Genomic DNA, 25,725 nt, shown 5'->3' on the forward strand with positions numbered 1-25,725 from the left:
GTAATCAAGCGAGTCAGCTACGGATTCGGTTGTTTTAGTAGCTTTAGATTAAGGATTCATCTAGTATTCGGAATTAAAAAGGCTGCCTAATCATAATACGATTAGGCAACCTCAGACAGCCGATTACCAACAACAGTTGACAAAGAGCCCAGATTTTTTGCTTTCAGGGCTTGACACGCTTCCTGAAAAAAAGTAATATACTGTCAATGAATGAAAAACGTTGAACGGAAGAGTAGAGTTGTTCAGGTTCTCCAGAAAGCCCCGCGGATGGAAACGGGCGGACTGAACGATTCGAACCACATCTGTGAGTTGGTCGTCTGAAATGAGTAAGATGATCCGGGAAAAGCCCCGTTATCCGCTGGAGTTGCTAGCAACTCGCTGAGGTTTTCGTAGTGATATGAAAACAAACATGAGGTGGAACCACGATGTGATCGTCCTCTTAGGTCTGCGGACCTAGGAGGGCGATTTTTTTGATCCCGCCGCATCAGCGTGACGCTAGGAACTCACTGAGTCGGCGTGGCGTGAGCGCGTCGAAAATCTGAGGTGGCACAGCGTTGAGACGCCCTCTTGAGAAGTTATTTCTCAAGAGGGCTTTTTTATTTGGCGAAGGAGGAATCATTATGAATTACGTGACGCAAATTTTACCATCATTACTTTCCGGGACGGGGATGACCTTATCCATCTTCTTCTGGACCATCATTATCGCAATCCCATTAGGTATCCTGGTGGGGCTGGGGATGACGACTCGCTTCAAGCCGTTGACCTGGCTCATCAACATCTACGTCTGGTTGATGCGGGGCACGCCACTGTTATTGCAATTAATTTTCGTTTTCTATGGGCTACCCATCATCGGGGTTGTGTTCCAACGGTACGATGCGGCGCTGTTCGCGTTTATCTTAAATTACACGGCGTACTTCGCCGAAATCTTCCGGGGCGGCCTGCAAGCCATTCCGGCGGGGCAATACGAAAGCGCACGGGTGCTACGGTTGACTAACTGGCAAACGTTACGCAAAATCGTGATTCCCCAAGTGGTCAAAATTGTTTTACCGTCCATCGGTAACGAAGTCATTAACCTGGTAAAGGATTCCTCCCTGGTTTATGTCATTGGGTTAGGCGACTTACTGCGGGCCGGCAACGTAGCCATGGCGCGCGACGTGACGCTGGTACCAATGTTGTTAGTCGGTGTCATCTACTTACTGTTAACGGCGGTTTGCACGTTGGTTTTGAAGCGACTCGAACGTCACTACAGTTTCTGGCGTTAAAGAAAGGATGGTCAAAACATGTTAGAACTTAAAGGCATTACGAAAAAATTTGGTGGGAAGACCATCCTCGACGACGTTAACTTGACTGTAGAAGATGGCAAGATTCTGACGATTGTCGGGCCTTCCGGAGCTGGGAAGACGACACTGTTACGGTGTATCAGTGGGCTTGCCAGTGTCGACAGCGGGCAATTCTTGTTGGACGGTCAGCCGTTTGACCCCGCGACCAATCGGGACAACGATGCGGTCATCGGTGTGGTCTTTCAGGACTACCAGCTGTTCCCGAACCTGACCGTGCGGCAAAACGTCACGTTAGCGCCAACCATGGTGCTGAAGCAATCCACTCAAGACGCCAACGCTGAGGCTGACCGGCTATTGAAGCAATTGGACTTAGGCAGTAAGGCCGACCTGTTCCCGTACGAATTATCTGGTGGGCAAAAGCAACGGGTCGCCATCGTGCGGGCCTTGGCGATGCACCCCAAGTTGTTGTGCTACGATGAACCGACGTCGGCGTTGGATCCGGATCTACGTAAGGAAGTTGAGCAGATCATTTTGAAGCTGCGTGACGAGGGCATCACCCAAATCGTGGTGACCCACGACATGCCATTTGCTGAAGCGATTGCGGACCAAATGCTACGCGTGGAACCCAAGAACTAGGGAGGTCATTTGATGAGAAAGTATTTACGATTCTGGGCCTTACTGGCGGCTATCGTGGGGCTGGGTGGTCTCTTAGCGGGCTGCAACAACGTCACGCAGCGGGCCAATCAAGATGACACTTGGTCCAGCGTGGTGAAAAAGAAAAAAGCGGTCGTGGGCCTCGACGACAGTTTCGTGCCGATGGGCTTTCGGCAAAAGAGTGGCAAACTGGTCGGCTATGACATCGACCTCGCCCGGGCTGTGTTTAAGCTGTACGGCGTCAAAGTTGATTTTCAATCCATCGACTGGAGCATGAACGTTACGGAGCTACACAACGGGACGATTGATTTGATTTGGAACGGCTTTTCCATTACGCCGCAACGGCAAAAACAGGTCGCCTTCTCCGATACGTATCTGAATAACGACCAAGCCTTGGTCACGTTAAAGAAGAACCACATCACCTCGTATCAAGACATGACGGGTAAGGTCTTGGGCGCCCAAACCGGGTCGTCGGGGGCCAACGACATTGAAGCACACCCCAAGTTGCTGAAGGACCGCATCAAAAATCACGAGGCCGTGACGTATGATTCCTTTACCAATGCGTTCATCGACCTGAATGTGGGGCGGATTCAGGGACTATTGATCGATAGCACCTATGCCAATTACTACATCAAACACCAGGCCCACCCGGAAGATTACCGGGTCACGGTCGGCAGCTTCCCTAAGGAAAAATTCGCCGTAGGGATGCGCAAAGGGGATGTCACCATGCGGCACAAGATCAACGCGGGCCTGAAGCGGTTGGCGGCCAATGGCACCCTGGAAAAGATCAACCAGAAATGGTTCGGTAGCAACGTGGATACGCCACTGTTGCCAAAGCAGTAAAATTTGATTAGATGGGTGATTGCTGGCGGTCTTTGTCAGAGATGAACCCAGTCACAATCGTTAGGTTGAATAACTATTAGCGGCCATCCATTTGGTTTTGAATGTGGGTGGCCGCTTTTTACTGTCCACTGCAGGTTGAAAGTAGCATTTACGTGGTAGTTCCCGGAATGACAGTATCCTGTTCACTAAAATTAGTGAAACCAGGGCCTGCGTCAGCCAGGGTGATAATTGTCAGCAACACTGTGTTAGTTAAAGGCGGACTGTCAAATCAGCTGTCACCTGGGGCTGAACCAATTGTTGCTGGTACGCACTGCTGTAGCCGTGAGTCCGCCAAATATGGGTTCAGCCGTGGGAGTTGCCTTAGCGGCACGGTTCATGCCGCTTAGACAACTGGCGTCTTTAAGACGTGGGTTTCCGGCTCAAAGCGAGGCCGAGACCGTCCCTCAGGCTCGGTCCGGTCCGCCCACCGCGTTCCAACCCATAGTTGGCGGACGGTAGGCGGCCAGTTCTCACTATGAAGCTGCAAACGACAAATTTTTACGTCATGAACCGCGTAGTGAAAATGTTTCCACCTGATTTTCAATCTTCTACCTTGAGCTGTCCGCGAGAGTTGAAGGTTTTCTTAAGAAGCTGGTGTAAGGGGTAAGGAATTGCCGCTGGATTTCGTTGGTATTAGTAAGAGGAGTGGTTGTCAGTAATCACCACCGCAGCTAAGAGCTTGCTGGCGAACGACAGGCAACCAGTAGCAACAGTGTTTTGGCAAAATCAGACAATTTCAGCGCGGCTGCTTGTATTTCTGGCGCGCTTCCCTTAAAATTAGACACCGATTAGTATTTTGCTAGAGGAGGCAATTGCGCGTGCATTTTCGCATACGAGACGGGGTAACGCTCGACCTGTTACCCACTAAACAATTTAAAACAATTGGCATTAAGGTGGACTTTGTAGCGCCACTGACGGCCACGGCGATCACCGCGCGAGCACTGTTAGCGCAGGTATTAGAGACCAGTACGGCGGCGTATCCGACCCAAACGGCTTTGGCGCGACAATTATCACGCTTATACGGCGCTAGTTTTGGCATCAGCGTGGTGAAATTAGGGACCAAGCACGTGATTCGGTTAACGTGTTCGGTGGTTGATGAACAGTATTTGGATCAATTTGCTGATCAGACGCCGCTGTTTGAACAGGGGATGGCGCTCCTCAAGGCCGTCTTGTTCGAGCCACTGTTGCCAAATGGGCAATTTGACCCGGCCACCTTTACCCAACAACGCCAGAACCTCTTGACGGCAATCAAATCATTAGATGATGACAAACAATATTTAGCTAACCGGCGACTTCAGGAATTGTTGTTCACTGGTCAGCCAGCCCAGGCCATGAGCGCCTTGGGTGACACTACGACCTTGGGTGAATTGACGGCGACCGATATTTTAGGGACTTACCATGACATGTTGGCCAACGATGCGATTCACGTTGCCGTGGTGGGCGATGTCACGGCTGACCGGGTGCAAGCAGCCCTTGAATCATGGCCGTTGACGGACCGGCAGTTGACAGACGACTCCCCGTATTATCGTTGGGAAAAGCGCGCCGACGTGCAGGCCGGTGATGACGTGGCGCCCGTGGTACAAGCCAAGTTGAATTTGGCTTATCAACTGCCAATTTACCGTGACGACGCGGACTTCATGGCGGCAGTGGTCTTTAATGCGGCCTTTGGTGGCACACCACTGTCCTTGTTGTTCACCAACGTGCGTGAGAAGGCCAGTCTAGCCTATTACGCTAGCAGCAGTTACAATCCCTTCACCGGGACGCTGGGCGTTCAAAGTGGGATTCAAGCGGAAAATCAGGAGCGCGTCGTCGCCATTATTGGAGAACAACTCGCCGCGATGCAACGTGGGGAGCTGTCGCCAGAACTCTTAGCCGAGGTCAAGGCCAGTCTCTTAAATGCACGCTTGGCCGGGCTGGACAGTCCCCAACGTAAATTGGTCAGTCTGCTCAACAGTGAATTGACTCATTTGACGGAACCGCTCAAGACGTGGCAGGAAAAATTAGCGGCGGTCACCGTCGCTGACGTGCAACGCGTGGCCCAACAAGTCACGTTGCAGGCCACCTATTGCTTACACGGGGGTGCGCAACATGCTAACTAAACAAACGTATACACGGTTGGGTGAGACCGTCTTTCAAACGACTTTGGCTAACGGTTTGAAGGTTATCTTGGTCCCCAAAGCCGGTTTTCACAAGACTTTTGCCGTGATGACCACCAACTACGGGTCGACCGACAACGAATTCGTGCCGCGGGGCCAAAGTCAAGCGGTGCGGTTCCCCGATGGGATTGCCCACTTCTTGGAACACAAGTTATTTGAAAAGGAAGACCACGACGCCTTTGACCTGTTTGGCCAATACGGCGCCAGTGCCAATGCCTTTACTAGCTTCACGCAGACCAGCTACTTGTTTGCGACGACGAGCCACCTGCACGAAAACCTGGACATCTTACTAGATTTCGTTCAGCAACCGTATTTCACGGCAGCAACGGTCAACAAGGAAAAGGGCATCATCGGCCAAGAAATTGAAATGTACGACGATGACCCCGGCTGGCAGAGCTACTTTGGCATGATTGGCCAACTTTATCCGCGTGAGCCGTTGCACATCGACATCGCCGGGACCGTGGATTCTATTGATAAAATTACCGCCGATGACCTGTATGCGGCGTACAACACGTTCTATCATCCCAGCAATATGAATTTAATTGTGGTGGGGCAGCTAGATCCCGAAGAAACGTTGGCGTGGATCACGGCAAACCAAGACCAGAAGACGTTTGGACCTAGCCAGCCGATCGAACGAATCGCTTCGCCGCAGACGCCGGCCACAGAGATTGCGCCCACGACGACGCGGCACCTGACCGTCAACCGGCCTAAGGTCAGCATTGGCCTGCGCGGGTATGATGAAGTCCCAGCAGGTCAGGCGGGATTGGCCTACAACGTTGCGGTATCACTGGCCTTTGATTTACTGTTCAACGATACCAGTGACAACTACCTACGTTTGTACGATGCAAACGTCATCGACGACAGTTTCGGCTATGATTTCCAAATTCAACGGGGCGCACATTTTGCCCAATTGGCCGGCGACACCGATCATCCAGAATCTTTTGTTAGTGAACTAACTGCGATCCTGACCGATGCGCCCGCTCAACTATTGGCGGCTCAGGCACAATTTGAATTGGTCAAACGCGAAGCCATCGGGCGGACGATTGGCGCCATCAATTCGGTCGAAGCCATCGCCAATCAGTATGACGGACCGCTATTTGGCGGGGCCACCATCTTTGATGAACTGACCGTTCTTGAGGGGATGACCTTCGCCGACGTTCAAGCGGCCATGGCGCAATTTCAGGCAGCCAGCCGGCAGACCGTTTATACGATTTTGCCGTAACGGAGGTTAAGAAACCGTTAAATCCTGAATTCTGGGTGTTGTGGCTGAAAATGCGGCGATGCCTATGCTATACTGCTTATAGAGAAATTTTGAACAGGTGGAGAATTAAATCATGAGTGATAACAGCAAAATTACATTGGGAAAAACGCTGCGTGATGCGCGTATCGCGAAGGGGTTCACGCTGGACGACCTGCAACAGACGACGAAGATTCAAAAACGTTATCTGATTGCCATCGAAGACCAAAACTTCGATGAGTTGCCTGGAGACTTTTACGTGCGAGCATTTATCAAGCAGTACGCCGACATGGTCGACTTAGATGGGGCGGAGCTGTTAAAGCAATTTGACAGTGCTTTGCCGAGTACGCAGACGCAAGAATACGTCGATAAGGTCAATGAGAACAATCCGGAGACCCGGTCGCAACAGCGGCAAGTCGACGAGCGCTACGTTAAATTACGGCGGATGATTCCGGTCGTTGGGATCGTTATCGTTGTGCTGGTCATTTTGGTTGGTATCTGGGTCGCTGCGTCACACAACGGCGGCGGTACCACGAAGGATAACGTTGACAGCAGTTCGGTCAGCGTTTCCGGTAGCAGTTCGAACAAGACGAAGAGCAGCAGTAGCAGTAAGTCATCTTCCTCGAAGAAATCTTCTTCTAAGAAGGCCACTAAGACACCTAGCTTCAAGCAATTGAGCTCGACGACTTCTGGGTCCACTTGGGAAATGAAGAATGCTTCTTCTAAGCCAAAGATGAGCTTGTCAGCAACTGGAAGTGCTTGGATGTCCGTTACGGTCAGCGGTTCCACTGTTTGGCAAGGGACCTTGTCGTCTTCAACTTCACATTCTTTGACGATTCCAAGTTCAGCAACGAGTGTGACCTTGAAGTTTGGGAATGCCCCAGCTACCAAGGTTAAGGTTGACGGCAAGAGCTTTGACTTTACGTCCGCAACCAGTACGAGCAACGCCACGAGTTCCAGTTCAACGACTGGTACCACGACGAGCTCTAGCACCACGACTTCACAAGTACAAACTGTGACGTTGGAATTTAAGTAAGACTCAAGGCGGGTCGGTCCGTGGCGACCGGCGCGCTTTTTCTTTGAGAAATTTTAAGGAGGAACTTTCCGTGAACCTGCCAAATCGTTTAACAATTGTTCGTATCATCTTGATTCCTATTTTCATCCTCTTACTGGTCTTGCCATTAGACTGGGGCCAAGTGACCTGGCTCGGGACCGCGATTCCCGTCGCCCAAGTCTGGGGGGCCGTCGTGTTTGCGGCAGCGTCCATCACCGACTTCTTAGATGGCCAAATTGCCCGGCGCAATCATCTGGTCACCAATTTCGGTAAATTCGCTGACCCGCTGGCGGATAAAATGATTGTCATGACGGCGTTCATCATTCTGGTGTCAATGGGGGCTGTGCCAGCTTGGGCGGTCGCCATCATCGTGTGCCGGGAGCTGGCCGTGACCGGCTTACGGTTGATTGTCGTGGAAACTGGGGGCAAGGTCTTAGCCGCTGCCTGGCCAGGGAAAATCAAGACAACGACCCAAATGGTGGGAATCATCTTGCTATTATTGAATAACATTGGCTTTGGTGCCATCAACGTGCCAATGGCATTGATTTTCTTCTACATCTGCCTGTTCTTCACGATCTACTCCGGAATCGACTACTTCGTCCAAAATCGCCAAGTGTTTGCGGAATCTTCAGCGGAGTAACTGCGGTAAGCTGGCGAAGGCAAGTTAAAGGAAATTCGGGATTGCGTGAAATTGAAATGCCGGTTTGACGGGATTTGTTTAGTGTATTCCCCACAGGTGTGGGGGTGATCCTCCACGTTGGCGGTCTTGAATTGCTGCGTGTAAATATTCCCCACAGGTGTGGGGGTGATCCTACGTCACCATATTCTATTACCGGAAGTGCTGAGTATTCCCCACAGGTGTGGGGGTGATCCCTCGATCTACAATGATATCGGTTTTGAGCATCTGTATTCCCCACAGGTGTGGGGGTGATCCTATCACATCAGAGAAAATCAATGGTCAGCGAGTGTATTCCCCACAGGTGTGGGGGTGATCCCCGCGTACTGCGGATTAAGGAGAGATAGATATGGTATTCCCCACAGGTGTGGGGGTGATCCCTATCTAGTTTGTTTGCCGGAGTTAGCAGAACAGTGTTCCCCACAGCTATGGGCAGTTAAAGAGGTAGCAGTCAAATCCGACGGCTATCTTTTTTTGTGAAATCAACCGATTCGCGAGGTAAGATTAGCCGTGCTGACGAAATTTGTGGTACGATTTCAGTACAAGTGTTTTTCACTGACGACAGGTTTTTGAAAAATAAATCGAGAAAAATAAAAAAATCCGCGAGTTTTTACGGAGTTAACTTTAAGTCACCTCAGGAGGGGTCAGCATGCAAGCGGAAATTATTGCGGTCGGAACGGAAATTTTATTGGGGCAAATCGTGGATACCAATTCGGCGTTTATTGCCCAAGAGCTCGCCCAAGCGGGAATTGAAGTGTACTACCATTCATTGGTGGGCGACAATGCTGACCGCCTGACTGCGGTGGTGAACCAAGCCCGTTCGCGCAGTGATCTGGTGATTATCAGTGGCGGTTTGGGACCGACCAAGGATGACCTGACCAAGCAGACGGTCGCACATTTGCTGGGGGTCAAGCTGGTAGAAGATGAGCCGGCCATGGCGAAGATTCGCCAACACTTCTCCACGGCGGACCGACCAATGACGCCTAATAACCGGTTACAGGCGCTTTACCCGGAAGGCAGCCAACCACTCAAGAATCGGACTGGAATGGCTGTAGGGGCCTTTTATCAGGATCCTAATGCGGCTGACATCATGTTATTGCCAGGACCACCTAGCGAAGCGGAACCGATGTTTGCGGAGCAAGGGGTGCCGTTGTTAAAGGCGACCTACCACCGGAGCGAATTTCTGGAGTCGCGCGTCTTGCGGTTCTTTGGCATTGGCGAAGGCAAATTGGTAACGGAACTGGCTGATTTGATTGACCAGCAGACCAACCCGACGATTGCGCCCTACGCTAAGGTCAATGAGGTCACGCTCAGACTGACGGCGCGGGCCCATGAAGAGGCTACGGCGGTCAAGTTGCTGGATAAAATGACAGCGACGATTCAAGACCGGGTGGGTGACTACCTGTACGGTTTCGGCGATGACAATAGTTTGGCAGCCGTGGTCGTCAATGAAATGATCGACCGACAACTGACGATTACCGGCGCCGAAAGCCTGACCGCTGGGAAATTCCAGAGCACGCTGGGGGATGTTCCGGGCGTCTCCGCAATCTTCCCTGGCGGCTTCGTGACCTATGCCAATGCGGCCAAGCACACCTTGTTGGGCATCCCACAAGAGATCATTGACCGAGATGGCGTTGTGAGTGCTGCGACGGCCCAACAAATGGCGGAACGGTCGCGGGCGTTGCTGGACACGGACTTCTCTTTGAGCTTCACTGGCGTGGCGGGGCCAGATAGCCTGGAAGGGCATCCCGCCGGCACCGTTTGGCTAGGCTTAGCGCAACGCGGTCACGAACCCCGGGCACGGTTAGTTCACCTGACCGGTACCCGAGCAGCAATTCGCGAGCGGTCGGTCATGACCGGTTTGGACTGGTTACGGCGTGTGTTGAACGGAACAAAATAAGGGGGAACTTTTGTTCTATTTTTACTTGCATTTTGCGAACAAAACCCGTATAGTGTTACTTGAATATTGATGCACCAAAGGAGGATTTGGATGGCTGACGAACGACAAGCGGCGTTGGACAAAGCGCTGAAGAAGATTGAAAAGGATTTTGGTAAAGGGTCGATTATGCGTCTGGGTGACAACAGTAATTTGGACGTAGAAACCGTTCCATCTGGCTCGTTGGCTCTTGATGTGGCCTTAGGTGTCGGTGGCTACCCTCGTGGTCGAATCGTAGAAATTTACGGTCCAGAATCATCTGGGAAAACGACTGTGGCGCTTCACGCGGTAGCAGAAGTGCAAAAGCGTGGCGGAACAGCTGCTTATATCGATGCTGAAAACGCCTTGGACCCAGCTTACGCTACGGCGCTGGGCGTGGACATCGATCAGTTATTACTTTCCCAACCAGACACTGGCGAACAAGGTCTGCAAATTGCGGATGCCTTGATCTCTAGTGGTGCCGTGGACATCGTGGTTGTCGACTCTGTCGCTGCCTTAGTTCCGCGTGCAGAAATCGAAGGGGAAATGGGTGACGCCCACGTTGGGTTGCAAGCCCGGTTGATGTCTCAAGCTTTACGGAAATTGTCTGGGACCATCAACAAAACCAAGACGATTGCCTTGTTCATTAACCAGATTCGGGAAAAAGTTGGGGTCATGTTTGGGAACCCTGAAACCACGCCTGGTGGCCGGGCCCTGAAGTTCTACGCGACGGTCCGGCTTGAAGTCCGGCGGGCCGAACAGATCAAGGACGGGACCGATGTTATCGGGAATCGGACGCGGATCAAGGTCGTCAAGAACAAGGTGGCTGCGCCATTCAAGCGGGCCGAAGTCGATATCATGTACGGTAAGGGGATTTCTCAAACCGGTGAATTGCTCGACATGGCCGTTGAAAAGGATATCGTTGATAAGAGTGGGTCCTGGTACTCCTACGGGGATGACCGCATTGGTCAAGGCCGTGAGAATGCGAAGGGCTACTTGGCAGACCATCCAGACGTGATGGCCGAGGTCAATCAACGGGTCCGGGCAGCTTACGGTGTTGGTGAAGGCGACGATGCCGCTGACGATGGAAAGAAAGAGTCCACCGACAAAGCTGGCAAGAAGACTGATGCTAAGACCGATACCCCCAAAGGCAAAACCAAGCCTGAACAAAGCGAATTAATTCCGGACAACAAGTCTGGTCATAAATAAGCGTGAACACCAACTGGCCTCGTTGCCGGCTGGTGTTTTTTTGTTTTGGCAGGAGGAGTGCGCAGTCCCGCGGTCGAGCAGTTGGCGAAACTTTTTATAAAATTACGAATAAATCCGGCCAGACCCACCAGTTTCCAGCGAGTTTAGTTGACAGCGTTCATGGCAACCATTAAAATTGAGTTTGTGTCAGTTATCAAATCAACATCTTAAAAAAGTCTGATTTTAAATTAGTCATTTTTGATGATGCGGAGGTGGAATCATGAGTGTTCCAAGTATAATCCTCGCAATCATCGCTATCGTTGTTGGTGTTGTGGGCGGGTATTATTTGCGTAAATCTGTCCATGAAAAAAAGCTAGATGCGGCTAAGTACACTGCTGAAGGTGTGCTGGCTGAAGCTAAGAAGCAAGCTGAGACTGCGACCAAGGAATCCTTATTGGAGGCCAAGGAAGACAGTCATAAGTACCGTGCAGAGGTCGAAACCGAGCTGAAAGAACGTCGTGCCGAAGTTCAGAAGCAAGAAGACCGCTTGATTCAACGGGAAGAAACGTTAGACCGGAAAGACAATTCCTTAGAAAAACGTGAAAACTCTTTGAATCGTCGGGACAAGAAGCTGAGTGCTGAAGAGCAGAATTTAGCCAAAAAGCAGCAACAAGCAGACTCACTGATTGAAAAACGCCAGGCTGCGGTGGAAGCCGTAGCTGCTTTATCCCAGGAAGATGCACGGGGCCTGATTATTTCTGAAGCCAAGACGGCTTTGGCAGGCGAACGTGCCAAAATGATTAAAGAAAGCGAAGAGACGGCTCGCAAGACGGCCCAGGCAAATGCCAAGGACCTGATTGTCTCCGCCATCCAACGGAGTGCCGCTGATATGGTCACCGAAACCACGATTTCCGTGGTCACGTTACCTAACGACGACATGAAAGGCCGCATCATCGGTCGCGAAGGGCGGAATATTCGGACGTTAGAGACTTTGACCGGGATTGACCTGATCATTGATGATACGCCGGAAGCCGTCGTCTTGAGTGGCTTTGACCCGTTACGGCGAGAAGTTGCCAAGATTGCCTTAGAGAAGTTGATTCAAGACGGTCGGATTCACCCGGCCCGGATTGAAGAAATGGTCGCCAAAGCCAAGAAAGAACTGGACGAACACGTCCGGGAGCTTGGCGAGCAAGCTACCTTTGACCTCGGGATTCATTCCATGCATCCCGAATTGATCAAATTGGTTGGGCGCTTGAACTTCCGTATTTCTCATGGGCAAAACGCGTTGGCCCATTCAATCGAAGTTGCCAAGATCACTGGGGTCTTAGCGGCTGAACTAGGTGAGGATGTTACGTTAGCAAAACGTGCAGGATTGTTACATGATATTGGCCGCGCTGCTGAGCATGAAGATGATAGTTCTTACATCACGACGGGCATGGAACTGGCGAAGAAATACCGGGAAAGTGCTGTGGTGGTTAACGCTATCGCTGCTCAAGCAGATCAAACGGCTCCGCAATCCGTTATTGCGGAACTGGTCGGGACCGCTGATGTTATTTCAGCGACGCGACCAGGCGCACGCTCCGATTCTCTGGAAAGCTACATCCACCGGTTGGACAAGCTGGAAACCATCGCCAATTCATTTGACGGCGTGGATCACAGTTTTGCCATTCAGGCGGGTCGAGAGGTTCGAGTCATTGTGCGGCCTGAGAAGATTTCCGACACGGATGCCGTTGTCTTGGCACGTGACATTAAGAAACAAATTGAAGGCGACTTGGATTATCCAGGTCACGTCAAAGTTTCCGTTATCCGGGAAGTCCGGTCAGTTGAATATGCGAAATAAGTCAGAGAAGCTAGGCCATTGTGGTCCTAGCTTTTTTACGTCTGGTTGAGGATGGCAAAACGGTCTTGCGAGGCGATGAGACCAGCTTTGTCCGCGAACAGCGCCCCAACCCATCGCAGGCAATCAGCGTGAACAATCTCAGCGGAAGGCTCTGATTTAGCGTGGGCGAATTTGACCGGCGCAGAATCAGGCGAAGCATGGTAAAATAGAGTTTATTTAATGAACTGGTCAACAGACCAGGTGGGCCGAAAAACGGTCTAGATAGGGGAACGAAGATGCGAATTCTGTTTGTTGGTGACGTTGTGGGTAACATTGGTGTGGACATGATCCACGAGTATTTGCCACAGCTCAAGCGTGACTTGAAACCGCAAGTCACCATCGTTAACGGGGAGAACTCAACCCCGGTTGGTCGCGGTATCAGCCAAAGTATTTATAAGCAATTATTAAAGGACGGCGCCGACGTGGTCACCATGGGGAACCATACCTGGGACAACGCGGAACTGTATGATTTCATTGGCGGGGCCAATCGCTTAGTGCGACCGGCCAACTTCCCGGGGGATACGCCGGGACAAGGCTGGACCAAAGTCAAGGTCAATCAACAGGTTTTGGCGGTAGTCAACCTGCAAGGGCGGGTCTTCATGAATCCCATGGACGACCCTTTTGCTAAGATGCAAGCCCTCTTGCCCGAACTGGACACGGACTTTGTCTTCGTTGACTTTCACGCGGAAACGACCAGTGAAAAACGGGCCTTTGCCATGCGTTTTGCCGGCCAACTCTCCGCAGTCGTCGGCACCCACACCCACGTGCAGACCAGTGACGCGCAAGTCTTGAAGGGCGGCACTGCCTTTATGACGGAAGCCGGCATGACCGGTCCCGCCGACAGTGTGCTGGGAATGCAAGCCGACAGCGTGATCGAACGCTTTGAAAATCAGCGACCGACGCGTTATACCGTTCAAGCGGCCGGCCCCGGCTTGTTATCTGGTGCCGTGATTGACATCAACGACAAGACTGGGCACGCTTCGAGCATCAAGCCCATCTTGATCAGCCCACAACACCCGTACCAGAGCTAGGAAAAAACGGAAGGATGAACCATTTTTCATGACGAAAACAAAGATGACGCCCATGATGGTGCAGTACCAAAAAATCAAAGACCAGTACCCCGATGCCTTCTTGTTCTATCGGTTGGGCGACTTCTATGAAATGTTTAATGAAGACGCGGTCAAAGGCTCACAACTGCTTGAGTTGACGTTGACCACGCGTAGTCACAGCGCCAAGAACCCGATTCCGATGTGTGGGGTACCGCACAAGGCCGTCCAAAACTATATTGATATTTTAGTCGACCAAGGCTATAAGGTCGCCATTTGTGAACAGATGGAAGACCCCAAGTTGGCCAAGGGCATGGTCAAACGCGAAGTGATCCAACTGGTCACCCCAGGGACGCAGACCGATACCGGAGCCGCGGGTGCCAAGCGTAACAACTATTTAACAGCGCTGACCATGAGCACCAAGTCACACTACGGGTTGGCCTACACCGACCTGTCGACCGGGGAACTCAAGGCCGCCGAAATCACGGGGGATGACCCCGTGATGAACGAACTGATGAGCCTGCAGACCAAGGAAGTGGTGGTCGACACCACGATTGACGACGACTTGAAGGCCCGGATGAAGCAACTGGGCTTGATGATTTCTAATCAAGCGGACGTCCAGGCCAGTGCCGAGGTCAGCTACGTTGAACAAGACCTCACGAGCGACCTCTTGCAACAGGTCGTGGGGGTCTTGGTGACCTACGTTACGGTGACGCAAAAGCGTAGTCTGGCGCATCTCCAGCGCGCAGTGGCTTACCAGCCCAAGGCGTTTTTGAAGATGGACCATTCCTCACAAAGTAACTTGGAAATCACCCAAAACTTACGGACCAAAAAGAAATCGGGGACACTCCTGTGGTTGCTGGACCAAACCAAGACGGCCATGGGCGGCCGGTTACTCAAACAGTGGCTGGATCGGCCTTTGATCGACCGACACCAAATTGAAACGCGTCAAGCCAAGGTCGGGGCCTTACTCGACCACTATTTCGAACGCAACAATTTGCAAGAAGAACTGGTCAAGGTGTACGACTTGGAACGCCTTGCCGGCCGTGTGGCGTTTGGTAGCGTTAATGGCCGTGATTTGATTCAACTGCAAACGTCATTGGAACAGGTCCCGCAGATTCAGCACACCATCGAAGAACTGGGCGAACCCGTTTTTGATGACACGCTGGCCGGACTGGACCCCGTGGACGACGTGGCTGACGCGATTCGCGAAGCCATTGTGCCAGAGCCGCCCATCTCCGTTTCCGACGGTGGGGTGATTCGCGACGGATTCAATGCCCAACTGGACGAATACCGTGACGCCATGCGCAACGGGAAGACCTGGCTGGCCGAAATGGAAGCCCACGAACGCGCAGTCACGGGCATCAACAATTTAAAAATCGGCTACAACCACGTCTTTGGCTACTACATTGAAGTCACCAAGGTCAACTTGGATAAGCTACCAGCCGACCGGTACGAACGGAAACAAACACTAGCCAACGCCGAACGGTTCTCCACGCCTGAGCTCAAGGAAAAGGAACGCTTGATCTTGGAGGCCGAGGAAAAATCGGTCGCGTTAGAGTATAAGTTATTCGTCGACCTGCGCGAACAGGTCAAGGCGGCGATTACACGGCTGCAGAAGCTGGCGGCGACGATTGCGGCGTTAGACGTGCTCCAAAGCTTCGCGGTAGTCAGCGAAGACTATCATTTTGTCAAGCCAACGTTGGTCAGTGGCCATGCCTTGAAAATCGTGCAGGGCCGTCACCCCGTCGTGGAAAAGGTCTTGGGTCGGCAGTCATACGTGCCTAACGACGTCACGATGGATACCGACACCAATATCTTACTGATCACCGGGCCGAACATGTCCGGAAAGAGTACCTACATGCGGCAACTGGCCTTGACCGTCATCATGGCGCAGATGGGCTGCTTTGTGCCAGCCGAATCGGCGTCAATGCCCGTGTTTGACCAGATCTTCACGCGGATTGGGGCGGCCGATGACCTGATTTCAGGTCAAAGTACCTTCATGGTCGAAATGCAAGAGGCCAATCGCGCCTTGAGTCAGGCCACCGCCAACAGTTTGATTTTATTTGATGAAATCGGCCGGGGGACGGCCACCTATGATGGGATGGCGTTAGCCCAAGCCATCATTGAGTTCGTCCACAACCGGGTGCACGCCAAGACGCTGTTTTCGACTCACTATCACGAGCTGACGGCCTTGGACCAATCCTTAAAACAATTGCGCAACGTCCACGTGGGCGCTGTGGAACGCGATGGCGACCTGGTCTTCTTGCACCAAATGCAACCGGGACCGGCCGACAAGTCCTACGGGATTCACGTGGCCAAGTTAGCGGGGATGCCGACCAAGCTGTTAGACCGTGCTGAGGTCATCTTAGAACAATTGGAGCAAACGGCCGAAGACCAACCTGCCGTGGCACCGGAAGCGGCCCAGACAGCACCACAGGCCCCAGAACGACCGGCTGAAGCCGAGGTTGCGGCATCATCAGCCGCGCCAGCCCCAGTTCAGTCGGCGGCACCAACCGAAGAAGCGGCTGCGGCCGTTGCGACGGATCAACAGTTGTCCTTGTTCACGGATGAGCCAGAACTGAATCCAGCCCAAGCCAAGGTGCTCAGCCAGATCAGCGACTTGAACCTCATGGGCATGACCCCCATGGCCGTCATGAACCAGGTCTACCAATGGCAACAAAAGCTGGCGAAAAAGTAGGTTATCGATAAAGGTGGCGGTTAATTTGCCGCCTGCGGCTGCCAGGGTTCCGCCTGCTATGGGGAACGGCTCCAGCCTGAGAAACGGGCTTCCGCCTCGCTTCAAAGCCTCGCCCAACCCGCGAGTCTCTGAAGTCGTCCCACGCTGTAGGCTGAGACAAAACCTCAGCCAACACCGTCGACACAGCTGGCTACACCCTGGCGACCTCCGGCTAGATTGTCTGCCAATGGTTACGTGGCAATAAACCGATTTCAACTATGCTGTCGGTGGCTAACTCAGTCGTTGCTGACTATTACTATCGTAGCCGAGAGTTCGCCAAATATGGGCTCAGCCGTGGGAGTTCCCTTGGCGGTACGGTTCATGCCGCTTAGGGAACTGGCGTCTTTGAGACGCGGGCCACCGGCTCAAAGCGAGGCCGAGACCGCTTCTCAGGCTCGGTCCGGTCCGCCCACCGCGTTCCAGTCCCATATTTGGCGAACGGTAGGCGGACATTTTGGCCAATTTTGAACTAACAACACAAGTTTAAGCAGAAAAAGAGAGGAAGGGTCGTTGATGACCAAGATTCATGAACTAGCGTCGGTCTTAGCCGACCAAATTGCCGCGGGTGAAGTGGTTGAACGGCCCGCATCCGTGGTCAAGGAACTGGTTGAAAACGCCGTGGATGCCCACAGTACGCAGATCGACATCACGGTGGAAGAGGCTGGTTTAAAGCTGATTACGGTCGTCGATGACGGCGATGGCATCGCGGATGAAGATACCGAGATGGCTTTCAAACGTCATGCGACCAGTAAGATTACCGACCGCCGCGACCTGTTTCGCATCAAGTCGCTGGGGTTTCGGGGTGAAGCGTTGCCAAGTATCGCTTCCGTGGCGGACGTCACGTTGACGACTTCGACCGGTGGCGTGGGGACCTTGATCCACAATGTCGGTGGGATAATCCAAGAGCACACCGCCGCGGCCGCTCGTAAAGGGACCACGGTGACGGTGCGTGATTTATTCGGCAACGTGCCCGCCCGGCTGAAATACCTGAAGTCACCGGCAACCGAACTGGCCCGGATTACGGACATTGTGAACCGCTTGGCGTTGAGTTACCCGAACGTTGCGTTTTCACTGGTCCACAACGGTCGTGAATTGACCCGGACGACGGGACGCGGGGACTTACAACAGGTGATTGCCGGCATCTACGGTGTGCAGAGTGCCCGCAAGATGGTGGCCATCAACGGTAAGAACCCGGACTTTCAGGTCAAGGGGTATGTCAGCTTACCTGAATTGACGCGGGCCAGTCGCCAGTACATTTCGCTACTGCTAAACGGACGCTACATTCATAATTTTCAGCTGAGCAAGGCCCTGATTGCGGGGTATGGCTCCAAGCTGATGGTGGGGCGTTACCCGTTGGCCGTGCTGGATATCACCATGGACCCGTTGCTGGTCGACGTTAACGTACACCCGACCAAGCAAGAGGTCCGCATTAGCCAGGAACCCGAATTGACCCAGCTGATTCAAGACACGGTCTTCAAACGGCTCTCGCAAGAAAATTTGATTCCCGACGTGTTCGACGAAATCCCGCAAAAGAAGCGCGAGGCCCGGACGACAGACCAACTGACCATGGCCCTAAACGATGTGTCGGCTAAATACGACATGTCGGCGCACCACACGCAACCAGCGCCGCAGCCGACTGAAAGTGCGGCGCCCACACCAGCGCCGGCGCAAACAACGCCGACACCAGCTGCGGGTCCTCAGCCCCTGCAAACGCCAGAAGAGGTTCCGGTCGAGCCAGTGGTCATTCACGACAAACACGACTTTGGGTTACCCGCCGCGCAGGCGTTTGATGCCAAATACCAAGCAGAACAGGTGGCCGCACCACTCGGCCGCGCAGTGACCTCTGCCGCGACGCCGACGCCCACGCTGGCAAGTGCCCCGTTGACCGCACCAACGCCACCTGCACAACGGTTTCCTCAGTTGCGGTATCTGGGTCAGGTCCACGGCACGTATCTGTTGGCCGAGGCCGATGACGGTTTGTATTTGATCGACCAACATGCCGCTCAAGAACGGGTGAACTATGAGTTTTACCGTCAAGCCATCGGTGAGGTCAGCGACGATGAACAGAAATTATTGGTGCCCATCGTGCTGGATTACCCGACGACCGACGTCTTGGAGTTGACCAACCATTTGGCAACATTGGCGAGCGTTGGTATTCATTTGGAATCCTTTGGACCGAACAGCTTCATCGTCCACGAACATCCGACCTGGTTCAAGGCCGGCCAGGAGACGGACACGATTAAAGAAATGATCGACTGGGTGCTAAAGGACGGCAAAATCAGCGTGGCGGCCTTCCGCGAAAAGACGGCCATCATGATGAGTTGTAAACGCGCCATCAAGGCCAATCACCATTTGGACGACCAGCAGGCCCGCGCGTTGCTGAAAAAGCTGGCGACGGCCGAAAACCCGTTTAACTGTCCCCACGGGCGACCGGTGCTGGTCCATTTCACCGATCAGGACTTGGAGAAGTTGTTCAAACGCATCCAAGATCCACACCACTCGGGCGACGACTGGGGCGAGTAGCAACAAACTGCCCACACAACCGGCAAATGTGGTACAATTTAAAAAGCAAACATATGTTTTCTTAAAGGAGATTAATGGGCATGTATGAATACCTTCACGGCACGATTGCGGCGGTCTATCCAGACCACGTGGTCGTGGACGTTAACGGCGTCGGCTACTTGGTCAACACGGCCAATCCGTACCGTTACGCTGCGGGGACTAAAGCAGTGACGATTTACGTTTATCAGGCAGTGAGCGACACGGCACAGACGCTGTATGGTTTCGCAGATTTTGCGGAAAAGCAGCTCTTTTTGAAGCTGATCAACGTAAACGGCATTGGTCCCAAGAGTGCGCTGGCAATTCTGGCCAATCCCGACCATCAAGGACTCATGCTGGCCATCAAGACCAACGACGTGAGCTTCTTGACGAAGTTTCCGGGGATTGGTAAGAAGACGGCGGGGCAGATTGTCTTGGACCTGCAAAACAAGTTGGATGACCTGGCACCGGCCGACGATGGGACACTGTTTACGCCCGAAGTCGCCACGGGTGACGGGCAGAATCCAGAACTAGACGATGCCGTGGCGGCATTGACCGCGCTGGGATACAAAGCCGCGGCGGTCAAGAAGATCACGCCCAAGTTACGGCAATTTGCCGGCAAAGATACCAATGATTATTTAAGCGAAGGCTTACGTTTACTGACGGAATAAGACGAAAGGAGGCTGACCCATGGCTGATGATGACCGCATCATTTCTCCGGAACCCGCGGATGAAAATGAAGATTCAATTGAAAAATCCCTGCGTCCGCAGACCCTGGCCCAGTACATTGGTCAGGATCCCATCAAACACGAATTATCCGTGTACATTCAGGCGGCTAAACAACGCGAAGAGTCGTTGGACCACGTACTTTTGTACGGACCACCTGGCTTAGGGAAGACGACGTTAGCGATGGTGATTGCCAACGAAATGGGTGTCCACATCCGCACGACTAGTGGCCCGGCGATTGAAAAGCCCGGGGACCTGGTGGCATTGTTAAATGAGCTGCAGCCCGGCGATATTTTGTTCATTGATGAAATTCACCGCTTGCCGAAGATTGTGGAAGAAATGCTGTATTCAGCAATGGAAGACTTTTACATCGACATCGTGGTTGGCCAGGGGCCCACTGCCCATCCCGTGCATTTTCCGTTGCCGCCATTCACGTTGATTGGGGCGACGACGCGGGCTGGCCTGTTATCCTCGCCGCTGCGTGATCGGTTTGGCATCGTGGAACATATGGCCTATTACCAGACCCGCGACCTCCAAGAAATCGTCACGCGGTCAGCGGACATCTTTAACACCCAGATTGCCACTGAGGGCGCGCACGAGATTGCGTTGCGTTCCCGGGGGACGCCGCGAATCGCCAACCGGTTATTGAAACGGATTCGTGATTTCGCGGAAGTATCGCCCAACCACAGTGCCATCGACCTCGCCATCGTCGACCACGCGCTCACGTTATTGCGGGTGGATTCGGCGGGGCTGGATGCCACGGACATCAAGTTGTTGGAAACCATGATTGATTTTTACGACGGTGGGCCGGTCGGGCTAAACACCTTGGCCGCCAACGTCGGTGAGGAAACAGAAACGGTCGCGGCTATGTACGAACCGTACTTGTTGCAGCGCGGGTATTTGAAACGCACCGCGCGCGGACGGGTCGTCACCGCCGCCGGTTATGAGCACTTGGGGCGGACCATGCCCCATCAGGACAACGCGTAAAGGAGCTGAACCACCTTGGGATACACCTTAGATGATTTTGATTACGACTTACCTCATGAACTGATTGCGCAGACCCCCATCAAGCAACGGGACACCTCGCGCCTATTGGTGTTGGACCATACGGCGGGGACCCTAGCGGATAAGCATTTCTACGATATCCTCGACGAACTACACGCGGGGGATGCCCTGGTCATGAACAATTCGCGGGTCATGCCGGCACGGTTGTACGGGGTCAAACCGGAAACGGGCGGCCACGTGGAAGTGTTGTTGCTCCACAATGTGGAAGGCGACGTCTGGGAGACCTTGATGAAGCCGGCTAAACGGTTACGCGTCGGCCAACAAGTGGTCTTTGGCGATGGCCAATTGACCGCCACGGTGACTGAAGAGCGCGACGACGGCATTCGGCTGATCGAATTTCACTATGATGGCATCTTCATGGAAATCCTGGAGCGCTTGGGCGAAACGCCTTTGCCCCCATACATCAAGGAAAAACTCGACGATCCGGACCGTTACCAAACAGTCTATGCCAAGGAAAACGGCTCTGCTGCGGCACCGACGGCCGGTTTGCACTGGACGGAGGACTTGCTGGCTAAGGTAGCTGCCAAGGGCGTCAAACTGGTCTACGTGACTTTACACGTGGGACTGGGGACTTTCCGGCCGGTCGAAGAGGCCAACATCGAAGACCACACTATGCACAGCGAGTTCTATCGGTTAGATGCCGATGCCGCGGCCACACTCAACGAAGTGCGGGCTAACGGCGGTCGCATCATCGCAACGGGGACCACGTCGATTCGGACTTTGGAAACCATCGGGACGAAATTCCATGGTGATATCCAAGCCGATTCTGGTTGGACGGACATCTTCATCAAGCCCGGCTATCAGTGGCAGGTGGTCGATGTGTTCATCACCAATTTCCACTTGCCTAAGTCGACGTTGGTCATGTTGGTCGCTGCCTTTACTGGGCGTGACCAGATTTTGCACGCTTACCACCATGCCATCGCGGAGAAGTACCGCTTCTTCAGCTTCGGCGACGCCATGTTTATCAAGTAGTGCGGGCTTAGTCCGTCGTGGTCAACGTGGTAGTAGCTGGCGCCTTGCCGTTCGCCCAATCTGGGCTGGAACGCTGGGGGAGGACGCCCCAAGCCAAAGAGCGGTCTTGGGCCTTGCTTTGAGCCGGTAAGCTCACTGTCTCAAAGCGAGGGCGAGACCGTCCTTTGGCTCGACCGGTCCGCCCACCGCGCTCCAGTCCCATATTTGACGAACGGTAGGCGACCAGCGAATCTCAAATTGCCCGCGACAGAACAATAAGCCAGAAAAGATTTAGAATTAACGGAGGATGATCCATGGAACCCGCGATTAAGTATCGCCTGATTAAAACTGAAAAACACACCGGTGCACGACTGGGAGAGTTGATTACCCCTCATGGCACGTTTAAGACGCCGATGTTTATGCCGGTCGGGACCCAGGCCGCCATGAAAGGAGCCATTAGCCCCGAGGACCTGGACGAGATGGGCTCACAGGTCATTTTGGCCAACACCTATCACCTGTGGCTCCAGCCTGGTCCAGACCTGGTCCAAGAAGCCGGTGGCTTACACAAATTCATGAACTGGGACAAAGGGATTTTGACCGATTCCGGTGGCTTCCAGGTCTTCTCACTGGCTAAGCACCGGAAGTTGACCGAAGAAGGCGTCCATTTCAGAAATGAAATCAACGGGGATCGCCTCTTCTTGTCACCAGAAAAGGCCATTGATATTGAGAATAAATTAGGTCCCGACATCATGATGAGTTTGGACGAATGCCCACCATTCTTTGAAAGTTATGACTACGTGAAGCATTCCGTTGAACGGACCAGTCGTTGGGCCGAACGGGGGTTGAAAGCCCACGCCAATCCCGATACGCAGGGCCTCTTCGGGATCGTTCAAGGTGCTGGCTTTGAGGATTTGCGGCGGCAATCTGCCAAAGACCTGGTCAGCTTAGACTTCCCTGGGTATTCGATCGGTGGCTTGTCCGTCGGGGAATCCAAGGAAGAAATGAACCGCATCTTAGCGTTTACGACACCACTGTTGCCGGAAAATAAGCCGCGTTACTTGATGGGCGTGGGGACCGCGGATTCCTTGATTGACGGCGTGATGCGGGGGGTCGACATGTTTGACTGTGTCTTGCCAACGCGAATTGCGCGTAAGGGAACCTGCATGACCAGTCACGGTCGTTTGGTGGTCAAAAATGCTGCGTACGCGCACGACTTCGGCCCCATCGACGACGAGTGTGATTGCTACGTTTGCCGGCATTATACCCGGGCCTATTTGCGGCACTTGTTCAAGGCAGACGAGGATTTCGGTCGGCGGCTGACCAGTTATCACAACCTGTACTTCTTACATCACCTGATGAAACGCGTCCGCCAGGCTATCTTGGATGACAATTTATTAGACTTGCGCGCAGAAGTGTTTGAAAAGTACGGCTACAATGCCGAACATCCGAAGAATTTCTAGAAATAATTGGACGGATTCCTTGGATTCTGGTAAAGTTGTCCAATAGATAGACCATAAAGGGGTGAACAAATGTGTTAGGAAACTTAACGATTGCTGCCGGTGCTGGTGGCGGTTACTCAACGTTGATTATCTTAGTTGTGTTCTTAGCGTTGATGTACTTCTTGATGTTGCGGCCACAACAAAAGCAACAAAAGAAGCACCGTGACATGATGAGCCAACTTAAAAAGGGTGATCACGTCATCACGATTGGCCGGTTACACGGTGTGATCGATGAAATCAACCAAGCGGACCAAACGGCAACTTTGGACTGTGACGGTATCTACTTAGTCTTTGACCTGCGGGCCATTGCGCAAGTAACGTCACAAGCACCACAAGCTGTGACGGCCCCAGCCGCTGAAGAAAAGACCAGTGAGACTGCTAGTGACGACAAGCCTGCTGACAGTGCCGCTGATGATTCAGCTAGCGACGCCAAAGCAACGGACGATGCTAGCGAGTCAACTGATGATGACTCAGCTAAATAGTGCGAAAAGTACGGTCTCTCGGAGGCCGTTTTTTTTCGCGCTAAAAGGAGAATTTGGATTTTCAGAATTTGAGGTTGGGTAAACCAGTTGCCTGCACCAGTCAGGGCTAAGCCTTTACTGATACTAACGAAATGGCCAGCAAAAAAGTTACCCCTTGAGCGTAAAATTAATCAAAAAATTGATGAAAAGCCTGTCATAACGGTGTTCAGGGAAACGGCAGCCAGTTATTTTTTGAAGATTAGCCAACCATTTATGATTGAAGACAAACGTTTGTTTGGGTATAATTTAATTATTAATGAACCTAGTCACGAGTCGCCATTGTAAGTAAGCTATGGATAATCAAAGGAAGCTAGTATGCAACCACCTTGACTGCGGTTGCGGCGGACTACGCAAATCTGATTTGATAGCGTTATTGTAGCCGAGAGTGGAGCGAAAGATGAGCCCAGCCGTCCGCCACCGCGTTCCGGCTCATCTTTCGCGCAACGGCAAGGCGGTCAGTGTCCACTAGGTAAAACTTCAAGGAAAGGGGGTGGCCCGCGTGGTACCGGAGAAGTATACGCAACGCAAAATCATTCACGTCGACATGGACGCCTTCTACGCTTCCATCGAAGAGCGCGACCACCCCGAATTCAAGGGTCACGCGCTGATCATCGCCCGTGACCCACGCACGACTGGTGGCCGAGGAGTGGTGACCACCGCCAATTACGTGGCCAGAAAACTGGGCGTGCACTCAGCGATGAATGCCAATGAGGCCTTTAAGCTGGCCCCCAAGGCCACGTTTAAGACACCGGACTTTCCGCATTACCGCGAGATCTCTGATCAGATTCACGCGATTTTTCACGAGTACACGGACAAGATTGAGACCGTGGCCTTTGATGAAGCCTATCTGGACGTGACCGAAAACAAGAAGCACCTGCACTCCGCGGTTCAGGTCGCCCACGAGATTCAAGTGGAGATTTTTGACAAGACGCATTTGACCTGCTCGACCGGTATTTCCTACAGCAAGTTTCTGGCCAAGGAGGCCTCGGACTTTCGCAAGCCGGTGGGGGTGAGCGTGATTCTCCCCGAGGACGCCCACGACTTTTTAATGGCACTGCCCATTGAGCGCTACCGCGGCGTTGGTAAGAAGACGGTGCCCAAGATGCACGAGCTGGGAATCCTGACCGGCGCCGATTTGTACCAACGGTCGCAACTGGAATTGATTCACGACTTTGGCAAATTCGGGTACGTGCTCTACCAGCGGGTGCGCGGCATTGACGAGCGGCCGGTCGAGTACCAACGGGAACGCAAGTCGATCGGTAAGGAGCGGACTTACGGCCCGCCACTGGCCACGACAGGTGAAGTTGAAAGTCAACTCCAGCGGCTAGCGGAAATGGTTGCGGCGACCGTTAAACAAAAGCAACGTCACGGCAAAACACTGGTCTTGAAACTACGGGACAGCCAGTTTAACACGATTACCAAACGGGTGACGCAAACGGATTTTATCGATAACGACCCCGCGGTGTATTACGACCTGGCATTAGACCTGTATCACAGCGTGGCCAGCGACGACGAGCAAGTGCGCCTCCTAGGAATCACGCTGACCGGATTAGCCGCGCAAACGTTTGAAAACGTGCGGTTACCCTTGTTTGATGGGGATAAACCGGACTGAGTTGGCGAGAAATCGGTTGGCCGCCGCAGACTTTCTTTGAAATCAGGCGCCAAAACTTGTATACTGAAACGCGGTATCGACGCGTCTTGGTCGAAAAAATCGGATA

General features: G+C 52.9%; 19 protein-coding genes, 1 CRISPR repeat array and 1 other annotated feature. All 19 genes read left to right on the forward strand.

What is annotated here, in order from left to right; genetic code table 11:
- The first annotated feature begins 211 nt into the window (after nucleotides 1-211).
- Nucleotides 212-442 (forward strand) — a binding site (T-box leader).
- A gap of 178 nt (nucleotides 443-620) precedes the next feature.
- The 19 genes from EKM83_RS08720 (at nucleotide 621) to dinB (ending at nucleotide 25,619) form a co-directional block, all read left to right on the forward strand.
- Nucleotides 621-1,262, forward strand: coding sequence for an amino acid ABC transporter permease (locus EKM83_RS08720; protein ID WP_125576516.1), 642 nt, complete (start codon nucleotides 621-623; stop codon nucleotides 1,260-1,262).
- 18 nt (nucleotides 1,263-1,280) lie between these two features.
- Complete coding sequence (locus tag EKM83_RS08725; protein ID WP_125576518.1) at nucleotides 1,281-1,916, forward strand: amino acid ABC transporter ATP-binding protein; 636 nt, start codon at nucleotides 1,281-1,283, stop codon at nucleotides 1,914-1,916.
- 12 nt (nucleotides 1,917-1,928) lie between these two features.
- Entirely contained in the window at nucleotides 1,929-2,777 is an 849-nt protein-coding gene (locus tag EKM83_RS08730; RefSeq protein WP_125576520.1) for an amino acid ABC transporter substrate-binding protein, read from the forward strand.
- 857 nt (nucleotides 2,778-3,634) lie between these two features.
- On the forward strand, nucleotides 3,635-4,915 hold the full coding sequence (yfmF, locus tag EKM83_RS08735; protein ID WP_125576522.1) for an EF-P 5-aminopentanol modification-associated protein YfmF: 1,281 nt from the start codon (nucleotides 3,635-3,637) through the stop codon (nucleotides 4,913-4,915).
- A complete protein-coding gene (gene yfmH / locus EKM83_RS08740) occupies nucleotides 4,905-6,194 on the forward strand; it encodes an EF-P 5-aminopentanol modification-associated protein YfmH (RefSeq protein ID WP_125576524.1) in 1,290 nt (429 codons plus the stop codon). The genes yfmF and yfmH overlap by 11 nt, the downstream gene beginning before the upstream one ends.
- A gap of 112 nt (nucleotides 6,195-6,306) precedes the next feature.
- Nucleotides 6,307-7,245 carry a helix-turn-helix domain-containing protein gene (locus EKM83_RS08745; protein ID WP_125576527.1) on the forward strand — a complete coding sequence of 313 codons (939 nt, stop codon included), beginning with the start codon at nucleotides 6,307-6,309 and terminating at the stop codon, nucleotides 7,243-7,245.
- A gap of 70 nt (nucleotides 7,246-7,315) precedes the next feature.
- A complete protein-coding gene (gene pgsA, locus EKM83_RS08750; protein WP_125576529.1) occupies nucleotides 7,316-7,903 on the forward strand; it encodes a CDP-diacylglycerol--glycerol-3-phosphate 3-phosphatidyltransferase in 588 nt (195 codons plus the stop codon).
- Nucleotides 7,904-7,987: 84 nt separating this feature from the next.
- Nucleotides 7,988-8,319: direct repeats of the CRISPR family, unit length 27 nt; unit sequence TATTCCCCACAGGTGTGGGGGTGATCC.
- A gap of 269 nt (nucleotides 8,320-8,588) precedes the next feature.
- The gene (locus EKM83_RS08755) at nucleotides 8,589-9,839 is read left to right on the forward strand and encodes a competence/damage-inducible protein A (protein ID WP_125576531.1); all 1,251 of its coding nucleotides are present in this window, start codon (nucleotides 8,589-8,591) and stop codon (nucleotides 9,837-9,839) included.
- A 90-nt stretch (nucleotides 9,840-9,929) separates the two neighbouring features.
- Nucleotides 9,930-11,063, forward strand: coding sequence for a recombinase RecA (gene recA / locus EKM83_RS08760; protein ID WP_125576533.1), 1,134 nt, complete (start codon nucleotides 9,930-9,932; stop codon nucleotides 11,061-11,063).
- A 259-nt stretch (nucleotides 11,064-11,322) separates the two neighbouring features.
- Nucleotides 11,323-12,882: a ribonuclease Y gene (gene rny / locus EKM83_RS08765; protein ID WP_125576535.1), complete on the forward strand. Its 1,560-nt coding sequence runs from the start codon at nucleotides 11,323-11,325 to the stop codon at nucleotides 12,880-12,882.
- 275 nt (nucleotides 12,883-13,157) lie between these two features.
- Nucleotides 13,158-13,952: a TIGR00282 family metallophosphoesterase gene (locus tag EKM83_RS08770; RefSeq protein WP_125576537.1), complete on the forward strand. Its 795-nt coding sequence runs from the start codon at nucleotides 13,158-13,160 to the stop codon at nucleotides 13,950-13,952.
- A gap of 28 nt (nucleotides 13,953-13,980) precedes the next feature.
- On the forward strand, nucleotides 13,981-16,668 hold the full coding sequence (gene mutS, locus EKM83_RS08775) for a DNA mismatch repair protein MutS (protein WP_125576539.1): 2,688 nt from the start codon (nucleotides 13,981-13,983) through the stop codon (nucleotides 16,666-16,668).
- Nucleotides 16,669-17,220: 552 nt separating this feature from the next.
- The gene (gene mutL / locus EKM83_RS08780) at nucleotides 17,221-19,230 is read left to right on the forward strand and encodes a DNA mismatch repair endonuclease MutL (RefSeq protein ID WP_125576541.1); all 2,010 of its coding nucleotides are present in this window, start codon (nucleotides 17,221-17,223) and stop codon (nucleotides 19,228-19,230) included.
- Between the two features lie 80 nt (nucleotides 19,231-19,310).
- Complete coding sequence (gene ruvA, locus EKM83_RS08785) at nucleotides 19,311-19,916, forward strand: Holliday junction branch migration protein RuvA (protein WP_125576543.1); 606 nt, start codon at nucleotides 19,311-19,313, stop codon at nucleotides 19,914-19,916.
- A 19-nt stretch (nucleotides 19,917-19,935) separates the two neighbouring features.
- Nucleotides 19,936-20,958 (forward strand): Holliday junction branch migration DNA helicase RuvB, encoded by a 1,023-nt coding sequence (gene ruvB / locus EKM83_RS08790; RefSeq protein WP_125576545.1) that lies wholly within the window; start codon nucleotides 19,936-19,938, stop codon nucleotides 20,956-20,958.
- Between the two features lie 15 nt (nucleotides 20,959-20,973).
- Nucleotides 20,974-22,008, forward strand: coding sequence for a tRNA preQ1(34) S-adenosylmethionine ribosyltransferase-isomerase QueA (queA, locus tag EKM83_RS08795; protein WP_125576547.1), 1,035 nt, complete (start codon nucleotides 20,974-20,976; stop codon nucleotides 22,006-22,008).
- Between the two features lie 293 nt (nucleotides 22,009-22,301).
- Nucleotides 22,302-23,447, forward strand: coding sequence for a tRNA guanosine(34) transglycosylase Tgt (gene tgt / locus EKM83_RS08800; protein ID WP_125576548.1), 1,146 nt, complete (start codon nucleotides 22,302-22,304; stop codon nucleotides 23,445-23,447).
- Nucleotides 23,448-23,518: 71 nt separating this feature from the next.
- A complete protein-coding gene (gene yajC, locus EKM83_RS08805; protein WP_125576550.1) occupies nucleotides 23,519-23,968 on the forward strand; it encodes a preprotein translocase subunit YajC in 450 nt (149 codons plus the stop codon).
- Nucleotides 23,969-24,506: 538 nt separating this feature from the next.
- Complete coding sequence (dinB, locus tag EKM83_RS08810) at nucleotides 24,507-25,619, forward strand: DNA polymerase IV (protein WP_382337648.1); 1,113 nt, start codon at nucleotides 24,507-24,509, stop codon at nucleotides 25,617-25,619.
- The last annotated feature ends 106 nt before the right edge of the window (nucleotides 25,620-25,725 follow it).

This window comes from Levilactobacillus angrenensis (assembly GCF_003946085.1).
Lineage (GTDB): Bacteria > Bacillota > Bacilli > Lactobacillales > Lactobacillaceae > Levilactobacillus > Levilactobacillus angrenensis.

Coding starts and splice junctions, on each gene's coding strand:
- recA (WP_125576533.1), top strand. CDS start 9,930: ATGGCTGACGAACGACAAGCGGCGTTGGACAAAGCGCTGAAGAAGATT.
- mutS (WP_125576539.1), top strand. CDS start 13,981: ATGACGAAAACAAAGATGACGCCCATGATGGTGCAGTACCAAAAAATC.
- EKM83_RS08755 (WP_125576531.1), top strand. CDS start 8,589: ATGCAAGCGGAAATTATTGCGGTCGGAACGGAAATTTTATTGGGGCAA.
- yfmH (WP_125576524.1), top strand. CDS start 4,905: ATGCTAACTAAACAAACGTATACACGGTTGGGTGAGACCGTCTTTCAA.
- tgt (WP_125576548.1), top strand. CDS start 22,302: ATGGAACCCGCGATTAAGTATCGCCTGATTAAAACTGAAAAACACACC.
- EKM83_RS08720 (WP_125576516.1), top strand. CDS start 621: ATGAATTACGTGACGCAAATTTTACCATCATTACTTTCCGGGACGGGG.
- rny (WP_125576535.1), top strand. CDS start 11,323: ATGAGTGTTCCAAGTATAATCCTCGCAATCATCGCTATCGTTGTTGGT.
- ruvA (WP_125576543.1), top strand. CDS start 19,311: ATGTATGAATACCTTCACGGCACGATTGCGGCGGTCTATCCAGACCAC.
- EKM83_RS08745 (WP_125576527.1), top strand. CDS start 6,307: ATGAGTGATAACAGCAAAATTACATTGGGAAAAACGCTGCGTGATGCG.
- EKM83_RS08730 (WP_125576520.1), top strand. CDS start 1,929: ATGAGAAAGTATTTACGATTCTGGGCCTTACTGGCGGCTATCGTGGGG.
- EKM83_RS08725 (WP_125576518.1), top strand. CDS start 1,281: ATGTTAGAACTTAAAGGCATTACGAAAAAATTTGGTGGGAAGACCATC.
- mutL (WP_125576541.1), top strand. CDS start 17,221: ATGACCAAGATTCATGAACTAGCGTCGGTCTTAGCCGACCAAATTGCC.
- EKM83_RS08770 (WP_125576537.1), top strand. CDS start 13,158: ATGCGAATTCTGTTTGTTGGTGACGTTGTGGGTAACATTGGTGTGGAC.
- ruvB (WP_125576545.1), top strand. CDS start 19,936: ATGGCTGATGATGACCGCATCATTTCTCCGGAACCCGCGGATGAAAAT.